Origin of the sequence: Ruminococcus sp. FMBCY1 (assembly GCF_023921805.1) — a bacterium.
Lineage (GTDB): Bacteria > Bacillota > Clostridia > Oscillospirales > Acutalibacteraceae > Ruminococcoides > Ruminococcoides intestinale_A.
The window spans coordinates 915,635-938,729 of sequence record NZ_CP074197.1; the positions used below are offsets into that span (position 1 = coordinate 915,635).

The 23,095-nt window shown below is 37.6% G+C and carries 24 protein-coding genes; 9 read left to right on the plus strand and 15 right to left on the minus strand.

From position 1 onward, the window contains the following. Positions 1-14 precede the first annotated feature (14 nt). Together KGF34_RS04405 and KGF34_RS04410 are read right to left on the minus strand one after the other, a co-directional pair. Positions 15-557, minus strand: coding sequence for an N-acetylmuramoyl-L-alanine amidase (locus KGF34_RS04405; RefSeq protein ID WP_252559955.1), 543 nt, complete (start codon positions 555-557; stop codon positions 15-17). A gap of 59 nt (positions 558-616) precedes the next feature. Further along, positions 617-1,477 carry a polysaccharide deacetylase family protein gene (locus KGF34_RS04410; RefSeq protein WP_022235398.1) on the minus strand — a complete coding sequence of 287 codons (861 nt, stop codon included), beginning with the start codon at positions 1,475-1,477 and terminating at the stop codon, positions 617-619. A gap of 125 nt (positions 1,478-1,602) precedes the next feature. On the opposite strand from KGF34_RS04410, the gene KGF34_RS04415 reads away from it, so the two are divergent. The 3 genes from KGF34_RS04415 (at position 1,603) to KGF34_RS04425 (ending at position 3,405) form a co-directional block, all read left to right on the plus strand. After that, positions 1,603-1,986 carry a transcriptional repressor gene (locus KGF34_RS04415; RefSeq protein ID WP_249376151.1) on the plus strand — a complete coding sequence of 128 codons (384 nt, stop codon included), beginning with the start codon at positions 1,603-1,605 and terminating at the stop codon, positions 1,984-1,986. Positions 1,987-2,039: 53 nt separating this feature from the next. Then, entirely contained in the window at positions 2,040-2,585 is a 546-nt protein-coding gene (locus KGF34_RS04420; protein ID WP_186934991.1) for an NADH peroxidase, read from the plus strand. Positions 2,586-2,739: 154 nt separating this feature from the next. Beyond that, positions 2,740-3,405 (plus strand): YcxB family protein, encoded by a 666-nt coding sequence (locus tag KGF34_RS04425; protein WP_252559956.1) that lies wholly within the window; start codon positions 2,740-2,742, stop codon positions 3,403-3,405. Positions 3,406-3,800: 395 nt separating this feature from the next. Here the strand turns inward: KGF34_RS04425 and tsf are convergent, their stop codons facing one another. From tsf to KGF34_RS04445, 4 genes are all read right to left on the minus strand, one after another. Continuing rightward, entirely contained in the window at positions 3,801-4,712 is a 912-nt protein-coding gene (tsf, locus tag KGF34_RS04430; RefSeq protein ID WP_252559957.1) for a translation elongation factor Ts, read from the minus strand. Positions 4,713-4,757: 45 nt separating this feature from the next. After that, on the minus strand, positions 4,758-5,492 hold the full coding sequence (gene rpsB, locus KGF34_RS04435) for a 30S ribosomal protein S2 (protein ID WP_022235393.1): 735 nt from the start codon (positions 5,490-5,492) through the stop codon (positions 4,758-4,760). Positions 5,493-5,670: 178 nt separating this feature from the next. Continuing rightward, positions 5,671-6,492, minus strand: coding sequence for a hypothetical protein (locus KGF34_RS04440; protein ID WP_252559958.1), 822 nt, complete (start codon positions 6,490-6,492; stop codon positions 5,671-5,673). A gap of 286 nt (positions 6,493-6,778) precedes the next feature. Continuing rightward, entirely contained in the window at positions 6,779-7,066 is a 288-nt protein-coding gene (locus KGF34_RS04445; RefSeq protein WP_022235391.1) for a YlmC/YmxH family sporulation protein, read from the minus strand. Between the two features lie 88 nt (positions 7,067-7,154). Between KGF34_RS04445 and KGF34_RS04450 the strand changes: the two genes are divergently transcribed. Continuing rightward, entirely contained in the window at positions 7,155-8,027 is an 873-nt protein-coding gene (locus KGF34_RS04450; protein WP_252559959.1) for a DegV family protein, read from the plus strand. A 60-nt stretch (positions 8,028-8,087) separates the two neighbouring features. On the opposite strand, the gene KGF34_RS11815 is transcribed toward KGF34_RS04450, so the two are convergent. After that, the gene (locus KGF34_RS11815) at positions 8,088-8,171 is read right to left on the minus strand and encodes a DUF3789 domain-containing protein (RefSeq protein WP_354667456.1); all 84 of its coding nucleotides are present in this window, start codon (positions 8,169-8,171) and stop codon (positions 8,088-8,090) included. Positions 8,172-8,241: 70 nt separating this feature from the next. Between KGF34_RS11815 and KGF34_RS04455 the strand changes: the two genes are divergently transcribed. Both KGF34_RS04455 and sigE read left to right on the plus strand, forming a co-directional pair. Further along, positions 8,242-9,039, plus strand: coding sequence for a sigma-E processing peptidase SpoIIGA (locus KGF34_RS04455; protein ID WP_022235389.1), 798 nt, complete (start codon positions 8,242-8,244; stop codon positions 9,037-9,039). A 14-nt stretch (positions 9,040-9,053) separates the two neighbouring features. Next, entirely contained in the window at positions 9,054-9,755 is a 702-nt protein-coding gene (gene sigE / locus KGF34_RS04460; protein ID WP_022235388.1) for an RNA polymerase sporulation sigma factor SigE, read from the plus strand. Between the two features lie 123 nt (positions 9,756-9,878). Here sigE and KGF34_RS04465 read toward each other — a convergent pair whose 3' ends face one another. The 4 genes from KGF34_RS04465 to pfkA form a co-directional block, all read right to left on the minus strand. Next, positions 9,879-10,229: a hypothetical protein gene (locus KGF34_RS04465; RefSeq protein ID WP_252559960.1), complete on the minus strand. Its 351-nt coding sequence runs from the start codon at positions 10,227-10,229 to the stop codon at positions 9,879-9,881. Positions 10,230-10,311: 82 nt separating this feature from the next. Continuing rightward, positions 10,312-11,118 (minus strand): mechanosensitive ion channel family protein, encoded by an 807-nt coding sequence (locus KGF34_RS04470; RefSeq protein WP_252559962.1) that lies wholly within the window; start codon positions 11,116-11,118, stop codon positions 10,312-10,314. Positions 11,119-11,122: 4 nt separating this feature from the next. After that, positions 11,123-12,586 (minus strand): hypothetical protein, encoded by a 1,464-nt coding sequence (locus tag KGF34_RS04475; RefSeq protein WP_252559964.1) that lies wholly within the window; start codon positions 12,584-12,586, stop codon positions 11,123-11,125. A gap of 123 nt (positions 12,587-12,709) precedes the next feature. After that, positions 12,710-13,678: a 6-phosphofructokinase gene (gene pfkA / locus KGF34_RS04480; RefSeq protein WP_176782005.1), complete on the minus strand. Its 969-nt coding sequence runs from the start codon at positions 13,676-13,678 to the stop codon at positions 12,710-12,712. A 235-nt stretch (positions 13,679-13,913) separates the two neighbouring features. Between pfkA and KGF34_RS04485 the strand changes: the two genes are divergently transcribed. The 3 genes from KGF34_RS04485 to KGF34_RS04495 all read left to right on the plus strand — a co-directional run bounded on the left by KGF34_RS04485 (position 13,914) and on the right by KGF34_RS04495 (position 18,032). Next, the gene (locus KGF34_RS04485; RefSeq protein WP_333780952.1) at positions 13,914-14,861 is read left to right on the plus strand and encodes a glycosyltransferase family 2 protein; all 948 of its coding nucleotides are present in this window, start codon (positions 13,914-13,916) and stop codon (positions 14,859-14,861) included. Positions 14,862-14,933: 72 nt separating this feature from the next. Beyond that, a complete protein-coding gene (locus tag KGF34_RS04490; protein ID WP_252559965.1) occupies positions 14,934-16,091 on the plus strand; it encodes an acyltransferase family protein in 1,158 nt (385 codons plus the stop codon). Between the two features lie 219 nt (positions 16,092-16,310). After that, entirely contained in the window at positions 16,311-18,032 is a 1,722-nt protein-coding gene (locus tag KGF34_RS04495) for a phospho-sugar mutase (RefSeq protein ID WP_252559967.1), read from the plus strand. Between the two features lie 704 nt (positions 18,033-18,736). Here KGF34_RS04495 and KGF34_RS04500 read toward each other — a convergent pair. The 4 genes from KGF34_RS04500 to KGF34_RS11820 all read right to left on the minus strand — a co-directional run bounded on the left by KGF34_RS04500 (position 18,737) and on the right by KGF34_RS11820 (position 23,066). Continuing rightward, positions 18,737-20,884, minus strand: a complete 2,148-nt coding sequence (locus KGF34_RS04500; protein WP_252559969.1) for a Tex family protein — start codon at positions 20,882-20,884, stop codon at positions 18,737-18,739. Between the two features lie 10 nt (positions 20,885-20,894). Further along, on the minus strand, positions 20,895-22,220 hold the full coding sequence (locus tag KGF34_RS04505) for an MATE family efflux transporter (protein ID WP_252559971.1): 1,326 nt from the start codon (positions 22,218-22,220) through the stop codon (positions 20,895-20,897). Between the two features lie 106 nt (positions 22,221-22,326). Next, positions 22,327-22,626 (minus strand): DUF1292 domain-containing protein, encoded by a 300-nt coding sequence (locus KGF34_RS04510; RefSeq protein ID WP_022235377.1) that lies wholly within the window; start codon positions 22,624-22,626, stop codon positions 22,327-22,329. Between the two features lie 122 nt (positions 22,627-22,748). Further along, positions 22,749-23,066 carry a helix-turn-helix domain-containing protein gene (locus KGF34_RS11820; RefSeq protein ID WP_354667457.1) on the minus strand — a complete coding sequence of 106 codons (318 nt, stop codon included), beginning with the start codon at positions 23,064-23,066 and terminating at the stop codon, positions 22,749-22,751. Positions 23,067-23,095: the final 29 nt, after the last annotated feature.

Consider the following 23,095-nt stretch of genomic DNA (forward strand, 5'->3'; position numbering starts at 1 on the left):
TATAGCCGTCTATTTCAAGCCTCTACAAACGGTACTCCAAAATACTCCGCAATCGACTGTGCAAGATTTCTTCCGATTGCTCCGACATTTTCTCTTATCCACTGTGCCTCTTCGGGATTATCGTGGTACGCTACTTCTATCAATGCCGACGGTGCTTTTGTTCTGCGGACTTCCGCAAGGCTTGTGGTCGGAATAATATCTACATCATCAGGATACGGATAGATGTTTTCATAATTTCGTTGTAAGATTTCAGCGAACCTTTTTCCGTTAAGGCTTGACGGATAATAATATATGTCAGCACCGGTATATCTGCCTGCCGAGCCCTCCGGTGCAGCATTACTGTGTACTGCAAGATGCAAATCATTTGCCGAATTATTAGAGTCCTTTATCGCCTGTGACAAAGTCATTTCGGGACTGTTTCTGTCAAATTCTATTCCGCTTGCAAACAAATACGGCTCAATAGCGTCGGCAACAAGATTCATATAATATTCTTCATTTCCGCCGTCAACATAAGGATTATACTCCTGAAGTGACGGACTTAAATATACCTTTGGCATAATAATTCTCCTTTTATTAAAATAATGCTCACGCACCATACAATATATTATTCCGCAATTTATTTTTTGCTTATTTTTTCCATAAGTTGTGCGGTTGATTCCGCATTATCTCGGCGAAATCTTCCGAGTTCATAAAGACTTTCGGGATTTTTAGTTACATAATTAAGTTTTTCGGTACAATTTAAAGTAGACAAAAAGCCTGCCTCTTTAAGAATTTCAAGACTTGAGCCGCTTTCTTCACCGAAGGGATAAATAAATGCGGTAGGTGCGTTGCCCGTAATAGATTTTATATATTCCTGAGCCTTATTTATATCATTTGTAATTGCAGTTTTATATTCATCATCACTTTCCTTATATTTTTTACCTATTCCCTTTCTTGGCGTCAAAGTGTGCATATTGTATGAATGATTCTGAAATTCCACAAGCCCGGAATCATACATTTCTTTAATATTCTTTTTCAAAAGATGACCGTAGTTTGCATTTTCTTCACCTGTTGCCGTAAAGTTCTCACTGAACTTTGCAACGGGTGAAATTACAGCTTTTGCGTTGTATTTTTTTAACAACGGAAAAACATATTTATAGTTATTGTAGTATCCGTCATCAAATGTCAGCATCACACATTTGTCAGGTAAGGCTTTATCGGAATAAACATAGTCAATTAAATCATTTACCGTTACGGTTGTATAACCGTTTTCCTGAAAATATTTTAAATCGCTTTCAAATAAATCAGGTGAAATCACATAATCATTTTGGCTTGATTTATCCTTTAATACCGAATGATACATTATAATCGGCATTTTTATAGCATTTTCCGAAATTTCGCTTGCACCGCTAAGAGATGCAAGTATAAAAATTGACAGAATTACTGTGGTAAGACACATTAAAAGCAGTTTTAATCTGTTTTTGTATATTTTACCCATAAATACCTCCAAAATTTTTTATAAAAATAATTCTTATTATTCTTTTATGTAAATATAATAATTTAAAGTTATGATAATATATTTGCAATCAGTAATCATTATCAATTTTTGGAGAAAATGTTGCAATGAAAAGAAATTTCAGCTCAAAAAGAAACGCTATATACAACACAATTCTCAGTACAACGACGCACCCAAGTGCCCGTTGGATATACGAACAGCTTAAGCCCGATTATCCGGACCTCAGCCTTGGCACAGTTTACCGTAACATTTCATTATTTAAAAATGAAGGCAAGGTAAGCGTTGTGTGTAATGTAAACGGTGAAGAACGCATTGACGGTAACACTTCCCCACATACACATTTTGTGTGCAATTGTTGCGGCAGGGTAATTGATGTAGCAGATGACGGCAGCAAATCGTCGGAAAGCCTTGCACTTTTAAATAAAGGCTTTACTATTGAGAGCAAACTTGTTATCTACTACGGCAAATGTTCAGATTGCTGTAATAACTAATACCGAACAGCGGTATTTAATTAACAATATATATTTATTATAAAGGAGAAAAAATTATGAAATGGTATTGTACAGTATGCGGATATGTTTATGAAGGACCTACAGCTCCGGAGTTTTGCCCACAGTGTAAAGCTCCTGCAAGCAAATTCAAAGAGGTTGTAGAGGGCGCGTCTTTTGCAACAGTTCACGAGGTTGGCGTAGCCCAGGGCGTTAGCGAAGATATTTTAAAGGATCTCAGAGCTAACTTTGAGGGTGAATGTTCAGAAGTAGGTATGTACCTTGCAATGGCAAGAGTTGCTGACAGAGAAGGTTATCCTGAAATTTCAGCCGCTTTTACTAAGTATGCTTTTGAAGAGGCAGAGCACGCTGCAAAGTTTGCAGAACTCCTCGGTGAAGTAATTACAGACAGCACAAAGAAGAACCTCCAAATGCGTGCAGAGGCAGAAGCAGGCGCTTGCGAAGGCAAATTTGATCTTGCTAAGAGAGCAAAGGCTCAAAATCTTGACGCTATCCACGATACAGTTCATGAGATGGCTAAAGACGAGGCAAGACACGGTGCAGGCTTTGCAGGTCTTTTAAAGAGATATTTTGCTGACTGATTTTAAATCTTAAAACTCAAAGGACATCGGCTGTTCATATACCGATGTCCTTTTTATTATTTTTCTATAAAAAATCAGCTGTAATTTGATTGTTTTATAATATTTTATTTACTTTTATTTATCATTATGATAACATTGTATTGAGGTGTTAAAAATGGATAATGAAAATATTAATTACAGTGATTATAAATACGATTTTGAATCAAAAATTGTAATGAACGAACAAGATTATTTAGACTTTAACAATGTAAGCTATAAAAGATTGGCAATAATATTTATAATTGAATTTATCATAACGGGTTTTATAACAACACGAATATTAATACTAAAATCTTTTAATTATTATTTTCAAAGTGAAACTACAGATGATATGCAATTATATCTGATATTATCCGCAGTAATAGTTTTGCTTATGGGAGTAATATATTTTAAAACACAGAGAAATATCAAAAACAGCTATAAAAGAGCTTTGTTTACTACCGGCGAAAAGTATATTACTCACACTACTTACTTTGGCGAAAAAATTATTACCGTAACAAAGAATATATCAAGAGAATTTGATTATTCGAGCATTACGGGCGTTTACGAAACCGAAAAATACATTCTTTTAAAATTACAGTTTAATTTGTTTTTGATTATAGGAAAAGATATTAAAAGCAACATCAATAATGTAGATTTTATTTCTTATATATTCAGTAAATCTTCTAATATTAAAAAGAAAGCTGTTATTAATGTTACTAATCAAAAAAAGGTCGCCTTTGTTTTTATGTGCCTTACAATCGCTCTCTTTGTAATTAATTTGATAATTGCTGTCTTATAGAAATCGCTTCTATTCTAAAAGTCGAGGTAACATTAATAAATTATAGTTTGGCTTAATACAACTGCAAAGCAATTATAAAAGTTTGGTCGACTTTTTCAAAGGTCGTGGGGTGTAGGCAAAGCCACAAACACTTTACTCTTACACAATTTCTTGATAGCCAAACAGCTCGCTGTTTGAGCCTGATACATCGTTATATTGGAATATATTAGGGGCACTGCCCAAAGCAAAACCAAATTTTTAATTATTTTGCTAAAGCTGTGCGATAATCCATAATTCACCCAACAAACATTTGATAAAGTACCTAAAAATACTTATACTGCTTTATTTCCAAATGCAAAAAATCCCACTCAAAAAATTTGAGTGGGATTAATTATGCAATATTAATAAATAATTAATTATTTAACCATACTTGCAACTTCAGCTGCAAAATCGTCCTGACGCTTTTCGATGCCTTCGCCCTTTTCAAAACGAACGAACTTAGCAATCTCAATGCTGCCGCCGAGAGCCTTAGCTGTGTTGTTAGTATACTGCTTAATTGTCTGCTTGTTGTCCTTAACGAACTCCTGATCTACAAGGCAGTTCTCCTTATAGAATTTGCCGATCTTACCCATAACGATCTTATCAGCAATTGCCTCAGGCTTACCCTCGTTAATAACCTGCTGACGCATAACTTCTTTCTCATGCTCAATAACATCAGTCGGAACATCAGCCTCTGTAAGGTATGGAGTGTTGAGAGCTGCAATCTGCATAGCTACATCCTTACCGTAAGCAATGAACTCATCGTTTACAGCAATGTCAGTTGTGAAGTTTACAAGAACGCCAATCTTACCGCCTGCATGAACATAAGCTACGCAAGCACCTTCCATACGCTCAAAACGACGGATCTTAATGTTCTCGCCGATTGTCTGAATCTTCTCCTGGAGAAGTTCAGCAACTGTCTGCTCAGAGCCTGCTGCCTTAAGTGTAAGAAGCTCATCAACATCAGCAGGATTCTGCTCGATAACTGTCTGAGCACAAGCCTTAACAAAATCCATAAATGAATCGTTCTTAGCAACGAAGTCTGTTTCAGCGTTTACTTCGATAACTACGCCAACAGAAGCGTCTGCATTAGTTGTTGCATAAGCAACACCTTCAGCAGCAATTCTGCTTGCTTTTTTAGCTGCCTTTGCAAGGCCCTGCTCTCTTAAGAAGTCAATAGCCTTGTCCATATCACCATCGGCATTTGTGAGAGCCTTTTTGCAATCCATCATGCCGCAACCTGTTTTTTCTCTTAATGTTTTAACATCCTGAGCTGTAAATGCTGCCATTTATATTACATCCTTTCGATTGATATAATTATAAGATAAATAAAATTATTCAGCTGCCTCTTCTGCTGTTTCTTCTTCAACAGCAGCTGCACCCATCTGACCTTCTTTACCCTCAATGATAGCGTCAGCCATAGCACCTGCAATAAGCTTTACTGCACGGATAGCGTCATCGTTACCTGGGATAACATAGTCGATTTCATCAGGGTCACAGTTTGTATCAACAATAGCAACAATCGGAATGTTGAGTTTCTTAGCTTCAGCAACGGCGATTCTCTCTTTTCTTGGGTCAACAATAAAGAGTGCGCCCGGCATTGAAGTCATATCCTTAATACCGCCCATAAACTTCTCAAGCTTTTCGATCTCAAGGTTAAGCTTGATAACTTCCTTCTTAGGAAGAAGATCAAATGTACCGTCCTCCTGCATTGTGCGGAGCTGCTTTAAACGAGCAATTCTTCTGCGGATTGTAGCAAAGTTTGTGAGCATACCGCCGAGCCATCTTGCGTTTACATAGTAAGCGCCTGCACGGAGAGCCTCTTCTTTAACTGAATCCTGAGCCTGCTTCTTTGTACCTACAAAGAGTACGCTCTTGCCTTCTGCTGAAAGCTCACGAACAAAGTTGTAAGCCTCTTCGAGCTTCTTAACGCTCTTCTGAAGGTCAATAATGTAAATACCGTTACGCTCTGTGAAGATGTATTCAGCCATCTTAGGGTTCCATCTTCTTGTCTGGTGACCAAAGTGTACACCTGCTTCTAAGAGCTGTTTCATTGAAACTACTGCCATTTTAAATATCCTCCTTAGGTTAAAACCTCCGCCGGACCTTGATTTTTATCGGGTTAAGAGCAATTTGCCACCGTTCCGACAAGCCCAACGTGCGAAATGCTATATTATTATACCATAAAATGCAAAAAAATCAAGTGTTTTTTTGAAATAACACTTGATTTTTTGCATATTGTATGTATCAGACTGCCAGATCAAAAAACCTTACATTACCGCAGCTGATAATGAAATTCTGTGTTTCGTGCCATTTACTTTCACCTGTGTAGAAACAGATGATTCTGTGCTGAACAGCCGAACCGTTGTTGTCAAAAATATAAGAAACCGCTGCTTTAACATCTGAGTTTGGCTCAATGTTTGTCGGGGCATAGTACTTATATTCATCTATAATGTAATCAATAGATGTATTACCGGAAAGGTTCATAGCATCTCTGATTGATTGGGCAACGAGAGCACATCCCTCATAACCCATAGTACCTGCCTCACCCATTACAAGGCGCTCGAGTTTTGCTCTGTCATAATCAGAAAGAGTTACCCTGCTCGGAGAATAAGATGTGTCAGGATTATCAATACTTACAAGATAAGTCTGTACACTCTCTGTAGGCTGTGTTTCTTCTTCTTTTTCTTCAACAGGCTTAGTAGTTGCCTTAGTTTCCGTTTTGTTCTCCTTTGCGGGAGCTGTTGTAGGCTTGGTAGCCTTTTCTGTCGGTTTGGTTGCCGCTGTGCTTTCCTCTGCTTTTTTGTCAGCAGTTTCCGTAGGTACTGTTTCCGCACAATTTTCAGCAATTGACTGTGAGAAAGTATCAATACCGCCAACGGAGTATGCAGCCGCTCTGCTGTCAGCATAAGCATCAACACTTGGCGCAAGTGTTGTGGTAGGAATAAGCAGGCAAGCAGATGCCAGTATTATAGCACTTATAAAAGAAATAGGTTTAAGTGCTCTGCTTGTCTTTTTTGCAGTAACCTGTTTTTTGCCATTTTCTGTATGTTTATTATTTGTTCTCAAAAATTTATCCTCCCTGTGATTAGCATAATTCAAAACCAATATTCGGCTGTGTTTTATGCGACTTCCTTTAGTCGTTAAAATTTTATCAAACACACAATTCGTTGTTATTAAACCACATTTTTTTGAAAAATGCAAATTTTCAGCCCTGTTATTTTTTGTTACTTTTGTTATATTGTTGTAACAATCAAATTTTAATTTTCTCATAAACACAAATAATTGTTTAATTTGCATAAATTAGCGAATACTTCTTAGTGGATTGTGCAAAATAGGTAGAAAATCAATTTTTTTAGAATTTCTCTTTAAATCTTGGCTTTTTGCACCTTTTTACGGGATTCGGCATGGAACAGGATATGATAATTGTATCTTCACCTATAAGTTCAATTTTCTCCCACGGAATTATATAATCCTCACATTTACCTATAAAGCCCAGAAAACTGCTCCTGCCGAATATAACAAGCGACACTATTTTTGCACACTTGGTATCTACTATAACATCATCCACAAAACCTATTCTGCAGCCGTCACACGCACTTATTACTTCCTTATGTCTTATATCTGTAAGTCTGCAATTCATAAAAAAAGCCTCCATTCATTGACTTTTATATATATATTTGATAGAATAAACTTATATGACAAATGTACACTACAAAGGAGATGTTTTTATGGATTATATTTTTATGACCGATTCCTCCTGTGACCTTTCTGCTGAAATTGCCAAGGAGATTAATGTTGAAATTCTGCCAATGGAATTTACTATGGAGGACAAGTCTTACCTCCACTATGCAGATGCAAGAATGATGAGTCTTGATGACTTTTATTCTAAGCTCAAAAGCGGCATTGACTCAAAAACCACCCAAATTAACTACAATAATTTTATAAATTATTTTGAACCGTATTTAAAAGCCGGAAAGGATATACTTTATACAGGTATCTGTACAGGTCTTAGCGGAACTTATAACACTTGTCTTATGGCTGTAAAAGATTTGCAGGAAAAATATTCTGACAGAAAAATTGTTATTATTGATTCTATGTGCGACTCTGTCGGACTTGGCCTGCTTATTTACCTTGCAGGTCAGAAGTACACAGAAGGTGTTTCAATCGAAGAGCTTGAACAGTATATCAATGATATTAAACTCAAGGTTTGTCACTGGTTCATTGTTGAAGACCTCGACCATCTTAAGAGAGGCGGCAGAATTTCCGCCGTTGCGGCTACATTCGGTAAGGCTTTGCAGATTAAACCTCTTATAAGTGTAGATGAAGGAGGGCATCTTATTAATGTAGGTAAAGTAAGAGGCGCAAGCAATGTGTATAATTCTCTTGTTTCGCATTTTGAGCGTGACGCTGAAAGCCCGAAAGAGCAGACTGTATTTATAGGTCATGCAGACAACAAAGAAGGTGCTCTTGAACTTCAAAAAAGAATCAAGGGTATGTGCAAAAAATCAATTATCTGCGATATAGGTCCGGTTATCGGTTCTCATGTAGGTTCAGGCATGCTTGCTATTCTTTTCCTCGGCACAAGAAATTTAAAATCTTAATATTCAGGCAAAATATACGGCTGAGTTTTCAAAGCGAAGACTCAGCCGTTTTTATTTTCTTCAATTATGATAATACAGCAGACACATTACGCTTACTCCGATAATGCCTCCTATAAATACACCTATAATTATACCGACAATCATATTTTACCTCCTATACACAATTTGACATTTATTATTTTGAATGTATGTAATAATAGTAAAGGGGCTTTTTATGAATAATATTTACATTGATGTTCTAATCACGGTAAACATATTTATAGATTATTTTTTACTGATGCTGACAAAGAAAATCATCGGTTCAAATATAAAATATTTCAGAGTAATAATAGGAAGTATTGTCGGCGGACTTTTCAGCCTCACCGCTCTGCTCCCTGTACTGCCGTTCGGATTAAATATTCTCACCGATTTGGCGGTCGCTATGTTAATAATTTTTATTACCTTTGGAAAATGCAAAATTAAAACATACATAAAGCGGGTACTTATTTTCTTTGCACTTTCATTTTCTTTTGGCGGACTTATGATTTTTATATACCTCGCTTTTAAACCAAAAGGTATGGGAATATACAATGATGTAATTTACTTTGACATCTCCCCTGTTTTGCTGATAATTCTTACCCTCGTATGCTATTATATTCTTTTACTTATAAAAAAACTGACGAAAAGCGTTTACAAGTCAGATATTCATAATATAGAAATAAAAATAAATGACAAGTGCTATATATTTAACGCAAAACTTGATACAGGCTGCAATGTAAAAGAGCCGTTTTCGGGCAAGAGCGTGATAGTAGCCGAAAAAGAGGTGTTTAATGATTTTGTCCCCGACAAAACAAAGGTCAGATTAATTCCGTTCACAAGCCTTGGCGGCAGCGGAATACTGCAAGGCTTTTGTGCCGACAACATTATTATTGACGGAAAGGAAGCGGATAATTCGGTTTATATAGGAATTTGCGAAAACATCTTTAAAGATGATATAAAGGCAATAATACCAAGTGAACTTATCAATAACTGACAGGAGAAATTGCAATGAACATTATGCAGATTCTAAGAAAAATAAGATTATTTTTTAATTTTGACGATGAAGTATTTTATATTAACGGAAGTGAAACTCTGCCTCCGCCTCTTACAAAATCAGAAGAAGCCGAAATAATGCAAAGAATAACAGACGGTGACAACAGTGCCAGAGAAGAATTGATTACCCATAACTTAAGACTTGTTGTATATATTGCCAAGAAATACGATTCGCCGAGCGCAAGCGCAGAGGATTTAATTTCAATAGGAACTATAGGGCTTATAAAAGCGGTAAAAACATTTTCACCCGAAAAAAACATAAAACTTGCTACATATGCTTCACGCTGTATTGAAAATGAAATACTGATGTTCCTGCGAAAATCCTCTCAATTGAAAAACGAAGTATCTATTGATGAACCGTTAAATACAGATTGGGACGGCAACGAACTGTTATTATGTGATATTTTAGGAAGTGACCCTGACCTTGTAAATAAAGATATTGAAAATGAACTTGAAAAAAGGCTTGTACTGCAAGCGGTATCAAAACTTAATCAAAGAGAATGTTTGATTATGGAATTGCGATTCGGTCTTAACGGCAGAAAAGAACATACACAAAAACAGGTTGCCGACAAACTCGGTATATCGCAATCCTATATTTCTCGATTAGAAAAAAAGATTATTCGCAGGCTTAAGCATGAACTTGAAAAGGCTGTATAACGACTATATAACTTAACCTAAATTTTTAATTCTTAATTAAAGCTATACACTAAACTATAATTCTTCATTTTTCAATAAATAATCCATAAGATGAAACGGACGCTTAAAAACGCCCGTTTTTCATTAAAAAATCGCATCATCAGCAAGTGTAGAGCCGTTTTCCATTCTGCCCTCTACATAATCTTCAACACCGTCTGTTAAACCGTCGTCACGATTTTCGTATTCTTCATTTCCGATAATTCCGTCACCGTCACGAACTCTGCCGTTACGCTCGGCATCATCTGTCATAGAATCGGCTTTACTCTCGACTTTGTTTTTATCGTCTGATTTAGAGTCTTCGTTTTTGGAATTCTCGGAAGTTGCGGAACTATGTGCAGAAGTTTCGTTTTTAGAATTATTCTTATTACCGCCGCAACCTGTAAGTGCCGTAGCAAATGCAATGGTTGCAAGCAATGCAGCAATTATTTTTTTCATAAAACCATCCTTAATAAACAAAAATAGTGCCCTCAAATGAAGGCACTATTATTTTTAGCAATAGTTTTGCTTTTATGAATTTTTATTCTTTAACAAGCTGAATATGCGGATACGGAATTGTTACTCCGTTCTTTTTAAATTCTTTTAGTACATTTTCCTGCATCATATAATAAACACCGTAATAATCATCGGGTTCTACCCACACCCAAGCAACAATTTGAATACCGCTGTCAAGATATTTATCAACATATACCTTTGGTTCGGGATCTTTTAAAACCCTTTCATCTGACTTTGCAAGGTCAAGAATTATCTTACGAACAAGGTCAATGTCATCATCATAGCCTACAGTATATGACAAATTAATTCTGCGGTTTGTCTGACCTGTACAGTTTGTTACATTGTTTGCGGTAAGTCTTGAATTTGGAATATTTACAATTTTATTGTCAAAAGTATGAATTTGAGTTGAAAAAACACGAATACTTCTAACATATCCTTTTATGCCCTCAAATTCAAGAATATCTCCTGCAACAAAAGGTTTACTTATAAGAATTACCACGCCACTCGCCACATTTCCCAGTGATTCCTGCAATGCAAGACCGGCAGTAATTGCCGCAGCGGCAAATGTAGTTATGATTGAAGAAACATTAACTCCGATTGTAGAGAGCGCTGTCATAACAACAATCAAATATAAAACTATTTTTAATATAGAAAAGAAAAATGTAATAACAGTACGCTCAATCTTACTTTTATTAATAATTTTTCTGATTAGCTTTAACAGTAATTTTACAATTAAACTGCCTACAACAAATACAAGCAGAAAAATAAGAATTTTCGGCAAATATTTTTCATTAAAAGAATTTAGTGCAGAAATAAAATCAAAATCATCCATTTTATCACCATTCAATAATATGTTCTGAAATTTTCTTTCCGTTTTCCCATATTGAAATATAGAAATTGCCGTTCTCGTCTAAAGAAATGCATTTTCCGTTTTTAACTCCGTTTGCATAATCGGCAACATCAATAAATGTACCGTCTTTATTAAACCTTGCGCCGTAGTTTGTCGGAGAATTATTCTCCCATTTACCTATATGCATTGTTCCGTCAGAAGTTCTGTATCCTACACCTGCGCCGCTGCGTTGATTCTCTTTCCAATCGCCGACATAGTTAATATCGCCGTTTTTATAGTAAAATACACCAAAGCCGTCACGCTTGCCTTGTGCATATTCACCGTCATACGCTGTAATTCCACTTGGAGATACGGTTCTTCCTCTGCCTGTACGCAAACCGTTTTCATCTACCGCACCAAAATACTCATAATTGCCCGAAGTAGTGCTTACCACTGCGTCAGATTTTCTTTCTTCTTCTGCAGTTATAACATCACCTTCCTCGACAACGGTATTTTGTAAATTATTATCGTCTTTACTTTCCGTTTCGTCGGATTTTTCAAACTTTTCAGCCTGTTCGATAACTTCATCATCGTGATTTTCGGTAACTTTTTCTTCAACGCTTTCATCGGTTTGTGCGAGAACATCGGTTTCTTCATCTGCTACTTCGACACCCGAATGTTCAATAACCTGACCGAACAGATTTTTATTTGTCTTATGTGCCTCCTCAAGGATTTTCTCTATCCTGTCATAAGCGGTTATCTGTGGCTGCGGCTCTTTAAATGTATCTTGAAGATACTCAAGTGATGACAAATCTATCGGATTTTCAGGAGAATAATCCGGTAAAAATTTATCCGTCTCAAGCTTAAACCTGCTCGGTTTCGGCTCGTTTACTGTATTTTCTTTACTTTCTTCTTTTACAGAATATTTCGGCACAAAACTGCTGTCATACCATATCATTCCGTTGTTAGAGTAAACAAGTGCGGCACTGTTTCCGTCTGAATTTTTATCTGACGGAAATAAGGTTTCACTGCCAACCTTGCGGTTATTGCTGAAAGTAATTTTTTCAATAACAATTACATCATCAATCTTTTTTGGTGATACGGTGCAAAGTCTTTCGCCCTCAATGCTTTTGTCAAAGTACTCGGTTCTTATCCACAAATGTAAGCTGTCAAAAAATTGCTTTTTATAAACAGTGGCATTTTCGGTATAATACCTCACGCAGTAAATTCCGCCTGTTTCTCGCTTTACAGACTGATACGGACGAAGATTTTTTGTCACTTTCCACGATAAAGGCTGATTTTTACTCATTTTGTAAGAGAGCTTGTACGATACATCATCTAAAAGAATATCGGTATCATCAGCCTGTGGGCGGTGATTTGAATTAAAATAATTTGCACGCACGCCTGCAAGCGCATCGTTTTTAAAATCGAGCTTTTCAAAATCCGACACGCAAACAGAATAAAAAATCATATCCCTTGTCAATTCCTGCCGAGAGGTTATCATAAGGCGAAAATCCTTTCAATATAAGAATACAAAATCAGGGCGAACATAGTCCGCCCCGACACTTTAAAAACTGATTAAATTATCTGATTATCAGATAGAAATTGTCATAGCAATCTTGTAAAGATCCTCGTCAAATACACGCTGCATATCAAGAGCCTCATTGATATCGAGGTCAATAATTTTGCCGTCTTTCATTGCTACAACACGGTTACCGAGATTTCTCTCAAGCAACTCTACTGCTCTGAATCCCATCTCACTTGCAACAACTCTGTCACGAAGTGTAGGTGAACCGCCACGCTGAACATGACCGAGAATTGTAGCACGGGTTTCAATGCCAAGTCTGTTTTCTACATAATTAGCAAGCTCTGCAACCTTGCCTACACCCTCAGCAACAACAACGATAAAGTGCTTTTTGCCTGTTTTCTGAGTATTTACAATTCTCTGAATAACATCTCTTTCAATGTTATATGGAATTTCAGGAACAAGGATAGCTGTTGCGCCTGTTGCAATACCTGTCTGCAAAGCAATGTCGCCGCAGCGTCTGCCCATTACCTCAACGATTGAGCAACGGTCGTGTGACTGAGCTGTATCACGAATACGGTCAACCATCTGAAGTGCTGTATTCATAGCTGTATCAAAGCCTACTGTATATTCTGAACAAGCAATATCATTATCAATTGTACCCGGAATACCGATACAGTTAATACCTGCGTTTGTAAGAGCACGAGCGCCCTTAAAAGAACCGTCGCCGCCGATTACAACAACGCCTGAAACATCAATACTTCTGCAAAAATCAGCCGCTCTCTTAATACCTGCGGGAGTAGCAAACTCTTCACTTCTTGCTGTGTAAAGCATTGTACCGCCAAAGCCGATAATATCCGAAACACTGCGAAGATTCATTTCCTGAACATCGCCGTTAAGCAAACCATTGTATCCACGGTAAACACCGTAAACTCTCATACCTTTATTTATACCTGCACGAACTACTGCTCTTACAGCGGCATTCATACCAGGAGCGTCACCGCCACTTGTTAATACTGCTATTGATTTCTGAGCCATTTGATTATACCTCCATAAGGTTTTTTACTTCTTAATTATAATACAATCTTTCACCCTTTACAAGACTAAATTTACTATTTTATTAAAATTTTCTTTTCTTTTGCTTCCTTTAATATACATTTATATGATTTTATATGATTTTGTCCGTTTTCTGTGTGTTATTGACTTTAAAATATTAACGATATATAATAGTATGTAATAAATGGATAATTCTGCGTTAATATATTCGGAGGCAATTATGACTAAACTTTACCTTGCCATTCCCTGCTACAATGAAGAAGAGGTACTAAGGGATTCGGCGCAAAAGCTCTCTGACAAATTCAGCAAAATGATGCTTGAGGGCAAAATTACAGATGACAGCAAAATTGTTTTCATTGATGACGGTTCTAAGGATAAAACATGGAGCATTATCAGTGAATTGCATAGCAAAAATCCTGTGTTTCAGGGAATAAAACTTTCTCGCAACAGAGGACATCAGAACGCTCTGCTCTGCGGCCTTATCACTTTAAAGGACAAGGCAGACGCTGTTATTTCTATTGATGCCGATTTGCAGGACGACATCAACACCTTTGACGAAATGGTTGAAAAATACGAAAACGGCTGTGATGTTGTGTATGGTGTGCGTTCAAAGAGAGAAACCGACACATTCTTTAAAAGATTTACAGCCGAGGCATTCTATAAAATTCTCAACAAAATGGGTGCAAAGGTTATTTTTAACCACGCCGATTTCAGACTTATGAGCAAACGAGCTTTAAATGCCTTTGCCGAGTATAAGGAAACAAATATTTTCCTTAGAGGTATGGTACCTCTTATCGGCTATAAATCGGATATAGTTACATATGAGCGTTTTGAAAGACTTGCCGGTGAAAGCAAATATCCGCTCAAAAAAATGCTCGCTCTTGCTTGGGAGGGCATTACATCTCTGAGTATTCAGCCAATCAGAATGATTACAGGTCTTGGCGCAGTGGTGTTTGCGGCAAGCATAATTATGATTATTTACAGCCTTGTCAGCTACTTTATGGGATTTGCGGTAAGCGGCTGGGCAAGCCTGCTCTGCTCTATCTGGGCAATCGGCGGACTTCAGATTCTTGCAATAGGCGTTATAGGTGAATACATTGGAAAAATTTATTTAGAAGTCAAAAGGCGTCCGAGATTTATCGTTGAGGAATTTCTTGAGGACTAAACTAAAACTTATAATAAATTTACAGTCAATGCCTTTCGTAATTTGCGAAAGGCATTTAATGAGAGGGTAGCAATGAATCTTGAAAAATTAAAAGTAAGAAATCCTAATATGGATATTCTTAGAATTATAGCAGTGCTTTGTGTAATCGGTATTCATTTCTTTTACCATTCGGGCTACTATTACACAACAAACGATAATGCGGTAATGTATTTTGCAACTGTTCTGCGCACATTGTGTTCTGTATGCGTACCGCTGTTTATGATTTTGTCGGGTTTCCTTTTGTGCAACAAAACGCTGAAAAAGGGTTACTATTCGGGCATAAGAAAAACCATAATAGTCTACATTCTTGTGGCGATTGCCTGTATGATTTATAAATCAATTGTCGGAAGTTACACACTTACTCCGCTTACCTTTTTTACAGGTATTTTAGATTTTACAGGCGCTAACTACTCGTGGTACATAGAAATGTATATAGGCTTGTTTTTGCTTGTTCCGTTTCTTAATATTATTTACAAAAATCTTGACAGCCGCAAGCAAAAGAATATTTTGCTTATCACATTAATTGCTATTACCATTTTGCCGTCACTTTTCAATGCGTTTAGATTTGACTCCTTGGAGTGGTGGGCAAATCCTGCATCAAATACAGAAACACAAAAGCTGATACCGAGCTGGTGGGTTGGCATTTATCCTATCACCTACTATTTTACAGGATGCTACATTCGTGAGTACGGCACAAAAATTAAAAACATTTACCTTATAATTGCTCTTGTGGTTGCCGTTTTCGGATTTGGCACTTTCAATTTTTACAGATGCTACGGCATGCCGTTTTCAACTTCAAACTATGTGTATTGGTACGGTATTGAACCGTATGTAATGTCTGTTCTGATTTTCTTGATAATAAGCAAGCTCAAACTCGAAAATATTAATGTAAAAACAAAATTTGTACTTTGGAAAATTTCGGATTTGGTGCTCGGCACTTACCTGCTGTCGTTTATTTTCGATGCAATTTACTACTATGAATTTTTAAATAAAAACACAACCGATTTTTATGCGAGATTTCCGTTTATGCCGCTTATGATTTTATGCGTGTTTGTCAGCGCTTTGATAAGCTCAGGCATAATAAATCTGATAGCCGCAGGCATAGAATTCTGTTACAAAAAAATATGCAATTTATGCAAGGAAAAATTTAGCAAAAAGCATATTGACGAGCCAAAGCAGTTTAAACATTAATCGACAAATTTTTGCAGATTTTCTCAATTAATTTTTATCAGCAAATAAATTTTTAACAATTAATGCCCGACTTTTCAAAAAATAGTCGGGCATTAATAATATACTTGAATTTCCATTGCAATTATGCTATACTAATTAGTGAAATTTTTTTAAATAAATAAATTAATACCATTTTCACACGCATTTTTTTGCGGTGAAAGTATATCTCGGGGGTTATTTATGGATTTTATGAAACTTTACAATGAATGGTTAGAAAACGCTACCGAAGACGCTGACCTTATTGCTGAGCTTGAAAGCATAAAGGGCAACGAGGACGAGATTTATGATCGCTTTTACAAGGCTCTCACCTTTGGTACAGCAGGTCTTAGAGGCGTAATCGGAGCAGGTACTAACAGAATGAACATTTATGTAGTTCGTCAGGCTACTCAGGGACTTGCAAACTACATTATTCAGAAGTACGGTAAGGGTTCTGTTGCAATTTCTCATGACAGCAGAATCAAGGCTGACCTCTTTATGATTGAGGCTGCAAGAGTTCTTGCAGGCAACGGAATCAAGGTTTATATCACTTCAGAATTACAGCCTACACCAGTACTTTCTTACCTTGTTCGTTACTTCAAGTGTCAGGCAGGTATTATGGTAACAGCAAGCCACAACCCTGCAAAGTACAACGGCTATAAGGCATACGGTGAGGACGGCTGTCAGATGACAGATGTTGCCGCTGGCATTGTATATGACGAAATCTGCAAACTTGATATGTTTAAAGATGTAAAGATTGCTGACCTTGACGAGGCTGTTAAGAGCGGTCTTATTGAATATGTTTCCGAAGATGTATATGACAGCTACCTTGAAAAAGTTATGGAACAGCAGGTAAACCCGGGCGTTTGCGAGGGTGCAGGCTTAAAGGTAGTTTATACCCCACTCAACGGTACAGGCAACAAACTTGTAAGAAAAGTTCTTAAGAAAATCGGTGTTGAAGAAATTACAGTTGTACCTGAGCAGGAGCTTCCTGACGGCAACTTTACCACTTGCCCGTACCCGAACCCTGAAATTAAAGAGGCTCTCCAAAAAGGTATTGAACTTTGCGAAAAAGTACAGCCTGACCTTCTTCTTGCAACAGACCCTGACGCAGACCGTGTAGGTATTGCGGTTAAAGATTACGACGGCAGCTACCGCCTTATTTCAGGTAATGAAGACGGCATTATGCTTACAGACTATATTCTTTCTTCACGCAAGGCAAACGGCACACTTCCCGAAAAGCCTGTTTTGGTTAAGACAATTGTTACAACAAAGCTTATCAACAAGCTTTGTGAAAAGTACGGCTGTGAACTTAAAAATGTTCTTACAGGTTTTAAGTACATCGGTGAAGTTATCCTCAACCTTGAAAAGAAAGGCGAAGAGGACAGATATGTATTCGGCTTTGAAGAGAGCTACGGCTACCTTGCAGGTACTTATGTTCGTGATAAGGACGCAGTAGTTGCATCAATGCTTGTTTGCGAAATGGCTGCTTTCTATAAGAAACATGGCAAGTCACTTGCACAGGTTATTGACTCACTTTATGAGGAGTACGGCTACTACCTCAACCATACATCTGCATTTGAATTTGACGGTGCGGCAGGTATGGAAAAAATGAACAACATTATGGCTGAAATCAGAGAGAATATTCCTACTGAAATTGACGGCAAAAAGGTTGTTAAGGTTTCCGACTATCTCCTTAAGTATGAGCTTGACACAGTAACAGGCGAAAAGACTGCTATTGATCTCCCGACTTCAAATGTAATTTCATTTGGTCTTGAGGGTGACAACGGCGTAATTATTCGTCCGAGCGGTACAGAGCCAAAGATTAAGGCTTACATCACAGCAGTCGGAAAAGACTTCAACGATGCAGAAAGCATTAAAGACAGTCTTGTAGACGCATCTAAAAAACTACTTGGTATTGAGTAATTTAATATAGCATAAAATTCAGCGGTATCGTTTTTCGATACCGCTTTTGCTGTTCATTTTAAAAAACTTTTTGTTAATAGGTGAGCATTAATTTATGGTTTAACACTCTCTCGGTCAGGTAACAAAGTAAAGTAAAAGCCAAATTTTCCGTCCCGAAGTTAAAAGTTTGGTTAACCTTTTCAAAGGTTGTGGGTGTGGGCAACGCCCACAAAACTTTATGCTATCGCAAATTTTTGATAGCCAAACGGCAAGCCGTTTGGCGACTTGAACACAACGGCGCAAGCCTTTTAATTGCGACAGCAATAAAGAGGAAAGCCACGCTACTCAAGCTACTAATTTGCCACTTTTCAAGGGTAAATTAGTCACACAAAAAAACTTTTCTGTACTTTAGAATATTTTTTCTCTACTGATACTCAAGCGTAACTTACTTACTCTCTGCCACTCATTGGTCTTAACTTTTGTTTTCTACTAAAGTCTTGAGCAGTCTAAAGTTCAGCCATTCTACGATATAATTACAACTGTTTATTTATTCTTAAAACCAGTGCGATTTTTGCTGTTTTATGGGCTCTGCCCAAACCCGCAACCCTTTAAAAAGGGTTGACCTAAATTTTAAGTTTATAAAACTAAACTTTGCGTGCAAACCATGCCTTTATTAACAAAGCCGCTTTATCACACGATAGAGCGGCTTTATCTTATGTTCTGTTTTAAAATCTCATTGTAAGGCTGATTCTGTTCTTTTCGGGGTCAACGCTTATGATTTTTACATCTACCACATCGCCAACCTTGAGAACCTCCGACGGGTGCTTAATGTACTTATCGCAAATCTGCGAGATATGAACAAGTCCGTCCTGATGAACACCGATGTCGATAAATGCACCGAAGTCAATTACATTTCTGACAGTTCCCTTGAGTACCATATCAGGCTTTAAGTCTTTGATGTCGAGAATGTCGGAACGGAGCATTGGTGCAGGCAGTTCGTCACGGGGATCTCTGCCTGGCTTTGAAAGCTCCTTTACAATATCGTCAAGAGTAGGCAAACCGATTTTAAGTGTATCGGCAAGGCTTTTAGTTCCCTTTGCCGCAACTCTGTTTGCCAAATCGGTAAATTTACCCTCTTTAATTTCTTTATCCGAATAATCAAGAAGTGCAAGCAACTCTTTCGCACTCTTATAACTTTCAGGGTGAACACCTGTGTTGTCGAGTGGATTTTTGCTTTCAGGTACTCTTAAAAAGCCTGCGCACTGCTCAAAAGCCTTTGGTCCGAGCTTTGGAACTTTCTTTAATTCGGCACGAGAAGTAAATGCACCGTTTTCCTCACGATAAGCAACAATATTATTGCAAACCGTACTGTTAAGACCTGAAATTCTTGAAAGCAATGCAGGAGATGCTGTGTTAAGGTCGGCGCCTACAGAGTTTACGCAACCCTCAACCACACCGTCAAGTGTTTCGCCAAGTCTTTTCTGCGGCATATCGTGCTGATACTGTCCGACTCCGATTGCCTTTGGTTCAATTTTTACAAGCTCTGCAAGCGGGTCTTGTAATCTTCTTGCAATGGAAACCGCACTTCTGAGTGTAAGGTCAAGCTGCGGTAATTCCTTTGCCGCAAGTTTTGATGCCGAATAAACCGAAGCGCCTGCCTCGCTGACTACCATATAATAAACGGGGTGGTCAGCCTCTTTGATTGCATCTGCCGCAAACATTTCGGTTTCCTTACTTGCTGTGCCGTTGCCGATTGAAATAATATCTACATTGTGCTTTTTAATAAGCTGCAAAAGTTTTTGCTTTGACTCTCTGACCTTTACCTCTGAATGTGTAGGATAAATTACCGCTGTGTCGAGTACCTTTCCCGTGCCGTCAACAACCGCTACTTTACAGCCTGTACGGTAGCCCGGGTCAAGTCCGAGTACAGTTTTGCCCTTAACAGGCGGCTGCATAAGCAGTTGACGAAGATTTACACCAAAAACTTTCATTGAATTTTCGCAGGCATTTTCCGTTAAATCATTTCTGATTTCTCGCTCAATAGACGGGAAAATAAGTCTTGTGTATGCATCCTCGCAAGCGGTTTTTACAATGTCTGCACACGCACAGGCAGGATTGGTAATCATAACCTTTGCAATGGAATTAAGCGGTCTTTCGGTATCCATTTCAACGCTGACTTTTAAAAAGCCCTCTTTCTCGCCCCTGTTTACAGCAAGCAAACGGTGGTCGGCAATCTTTTTAACAGGCTCTTTGTAGTCGTAATACTGTCTGTAAACGCTGTCCTTTTCTGCATCTACGGCAACGGAAGAAATTACACCGTTCACATTCGCAAGGTTTCTTATGCGCTTTCTGATTTCCGCATTATCCGAAACCGTTTCCGCAATAATATCCATTGCGCCTTGCAATGCATCTTCAACATTTGCTACGCCTTTTTCCTCATCAACATACTCCTCTGCCACAGCAACAGGGTCACATTTGCTCTCCTGCTTAAGGATAATTTCGGCAAGCGGCTCAAGTCCTTTTTCCTTAGCCACAGAGGCTCTTGTCTTTCTCTTTGGTCGATAAGGTCTGTAAATATCTTCAAGCTCGCTTAGAGTTTCCGCCTTGTCAAGCGCAAGACTTATTTCATCGGTAAGTTTTTCCTGACCGTCAATAAGGGTGCGAATTTCCTCTCTCCTTTTATCAAGAGAACGCAGATACTCAAGTTTTTCGCTGAATTCACGAATAAGCTGGTCGTCCATTGAGCCGTGCATTTCTTTACGATAGCGGGCAATAAACGGAATTGTATTGCCGTCATCAAGCAAAGAAATTATGTTATTTGCATACTCTTCTTTAATTTGAAACTGTTGTGATAATACTTTTGAATAGTCCATATTTTCTCCATTATACTTTTGATTTCATTTGTTTATTGCTCTTAATTAGTAATATAAAACTTATAACCGCAACAACTGCCTCGGTAATCGGAATTGCAAACCATATTGCAAAACCGTCGAAAAGCATAGGCAATGTAATAAGCAAAACCGAACTTATAATAATATTTCTAAGCATTGACACCGCAAGCGAATAACCGCCTTTCATCAATGACTGGAAATAGTAGGTTGAAAGCACATTCACACCCATTGCAAAGAACGCAATAAAGTAAATCGGCATAGCGGTTTTAGTTACCTCTCGTGTTGCATCTGTAAGGTCGATAAAGCACGATGCAACTAATTCAGGGAAAAGTATTCCCGATAATGCAAAAACAACGCCCATTATAAGCACTGTTGAGTAGGCATATTTACGCAATTTTGCTATTCTGCCGTTCTGCCCTGCACCAAAGTTGAATGCCGAAACAGGTTGTACAGCCTGACCTACACCCACAAACAAAGCATTGAAAAGTATTGCACAGTTTGCAAGAACACCATACACGGCAAGCTCCGCATTTGAGCAATAATTTAACAATTGTAAATTAAATACAAATATAATAATCGCATTTGAAAGTTCGGTAATAAATCCTGACAAACCGCCTTTTAGAATTTGAAAAGTATTTTTTAATACCTTAATCGGTTTAGATATTCTGATTGTATTTTTCTTTGAAAGAAAATGAGTAAGACAAACCAACAACTGCACCGTAATACCCGATACCGACGCAATAGCCGCACCTGCCATTCCCATCTGCGCAGGATAAACAAGAACAATGTCGAACACTACATTGACAATTCCGCCGGCTGTAACAGCAATCATGGCACGGTTAGGGTCTTTATCACTTCGTACAAAAGCGGAACAAAAATTAACCAACACACTCGGAATTGCAAAATAGTAATAAAACCGTACATAATCAAAAGCCAAATCAAAAAGTTCGTCTTTTGCACCCATAAGCGAAAGTATTTGCTTGTCAAAAATATTAAATAACACGCAAATAATTATCGCAGCCGTCAAAACACCGAGCAAAGCTGTGGTAAAGCATTTATTTGCTTTTTCGTCATCACCCGTACCCTTATGTACACTGAATAACACCGAGCCGCCAATGCCAAACAATATACCGATTGACAGCATAAAGCTGATTATCGGGGTTGTCATATTGAGCGCCGCAAGTGCGTTATCGCCAATTCCTTTGCCTATTACAACAGCGTCAGTCATCAAATATACAGACGCTACTACAGCACTGCCCATTGACGGAAAAAGATACCTGAAATATAAATTTTTTACACTGTCCTTTAATAAATCCACAATGACCTCCATACAAAAAACTTGCCAACAGTCAGATAAAAATCGACTTTTGGCAAGTCAGAATCAATACATTTTCAATTATTAAAAATCTGTTTAATAATTGGCATTATTCAAATTTCATATAGCCGTCATACTGAGCTTTAAAAAGCTCAAAAACCTTATTCAAAAGCTCTTCGTCCTCAATGCTGACAAATTCTTCGTTTTCATCATCAAGAGATTGAATCTTGAAAATAACGACCTCATCAGCATTTGCACTGTTCTCAATCAAAACAGCAAATTCATCATTGTCATAATCAACAACACCGAGAATTTCAAAAACAACTTCTTTGCCGTTTTCGTCCGTCAAAGCAATCAAAGCGCCGTCTTCGTTAAATTCGTTCTGAACAGATTTATTCTTATCAGCCAAAAATATCACCCTGTCTTTTTTTCATTTAATAAAAGTATAGCCTAAAATACCGATAAAATCAAGTAAAATATAAAAATCGCAGCTATGTTTTTAACAGTTATGTTTTTATCAATTATTCGGTTTTAAAGGGCCGTAGTAATAACTTGCGGTTGCTCCGCCGTCACACATAAAATCCGTTCCTGTATACAAATACTCGTTCCACACTGTACCTCTTGTTTGATTGTATTGTATGGACGATGAAGTTCTTTTGCTATTTTGTAAACCGACCGGTGGTCTATATTAAGCCTGATTGATATATAGTATCGTTCTTCTCTTATTAAATGGTGACCTTTCTTGTGATGGTGTAAAATTAAGTGTATCCATAGTGACGATTCCTTTCGAATTTGGGTGTGGTAAGTTAATTCTACTACGAAATCGTTTCTATGGATATTCTTTTTTATTCTTTCATCTTCATTTTACAATTTGCGAA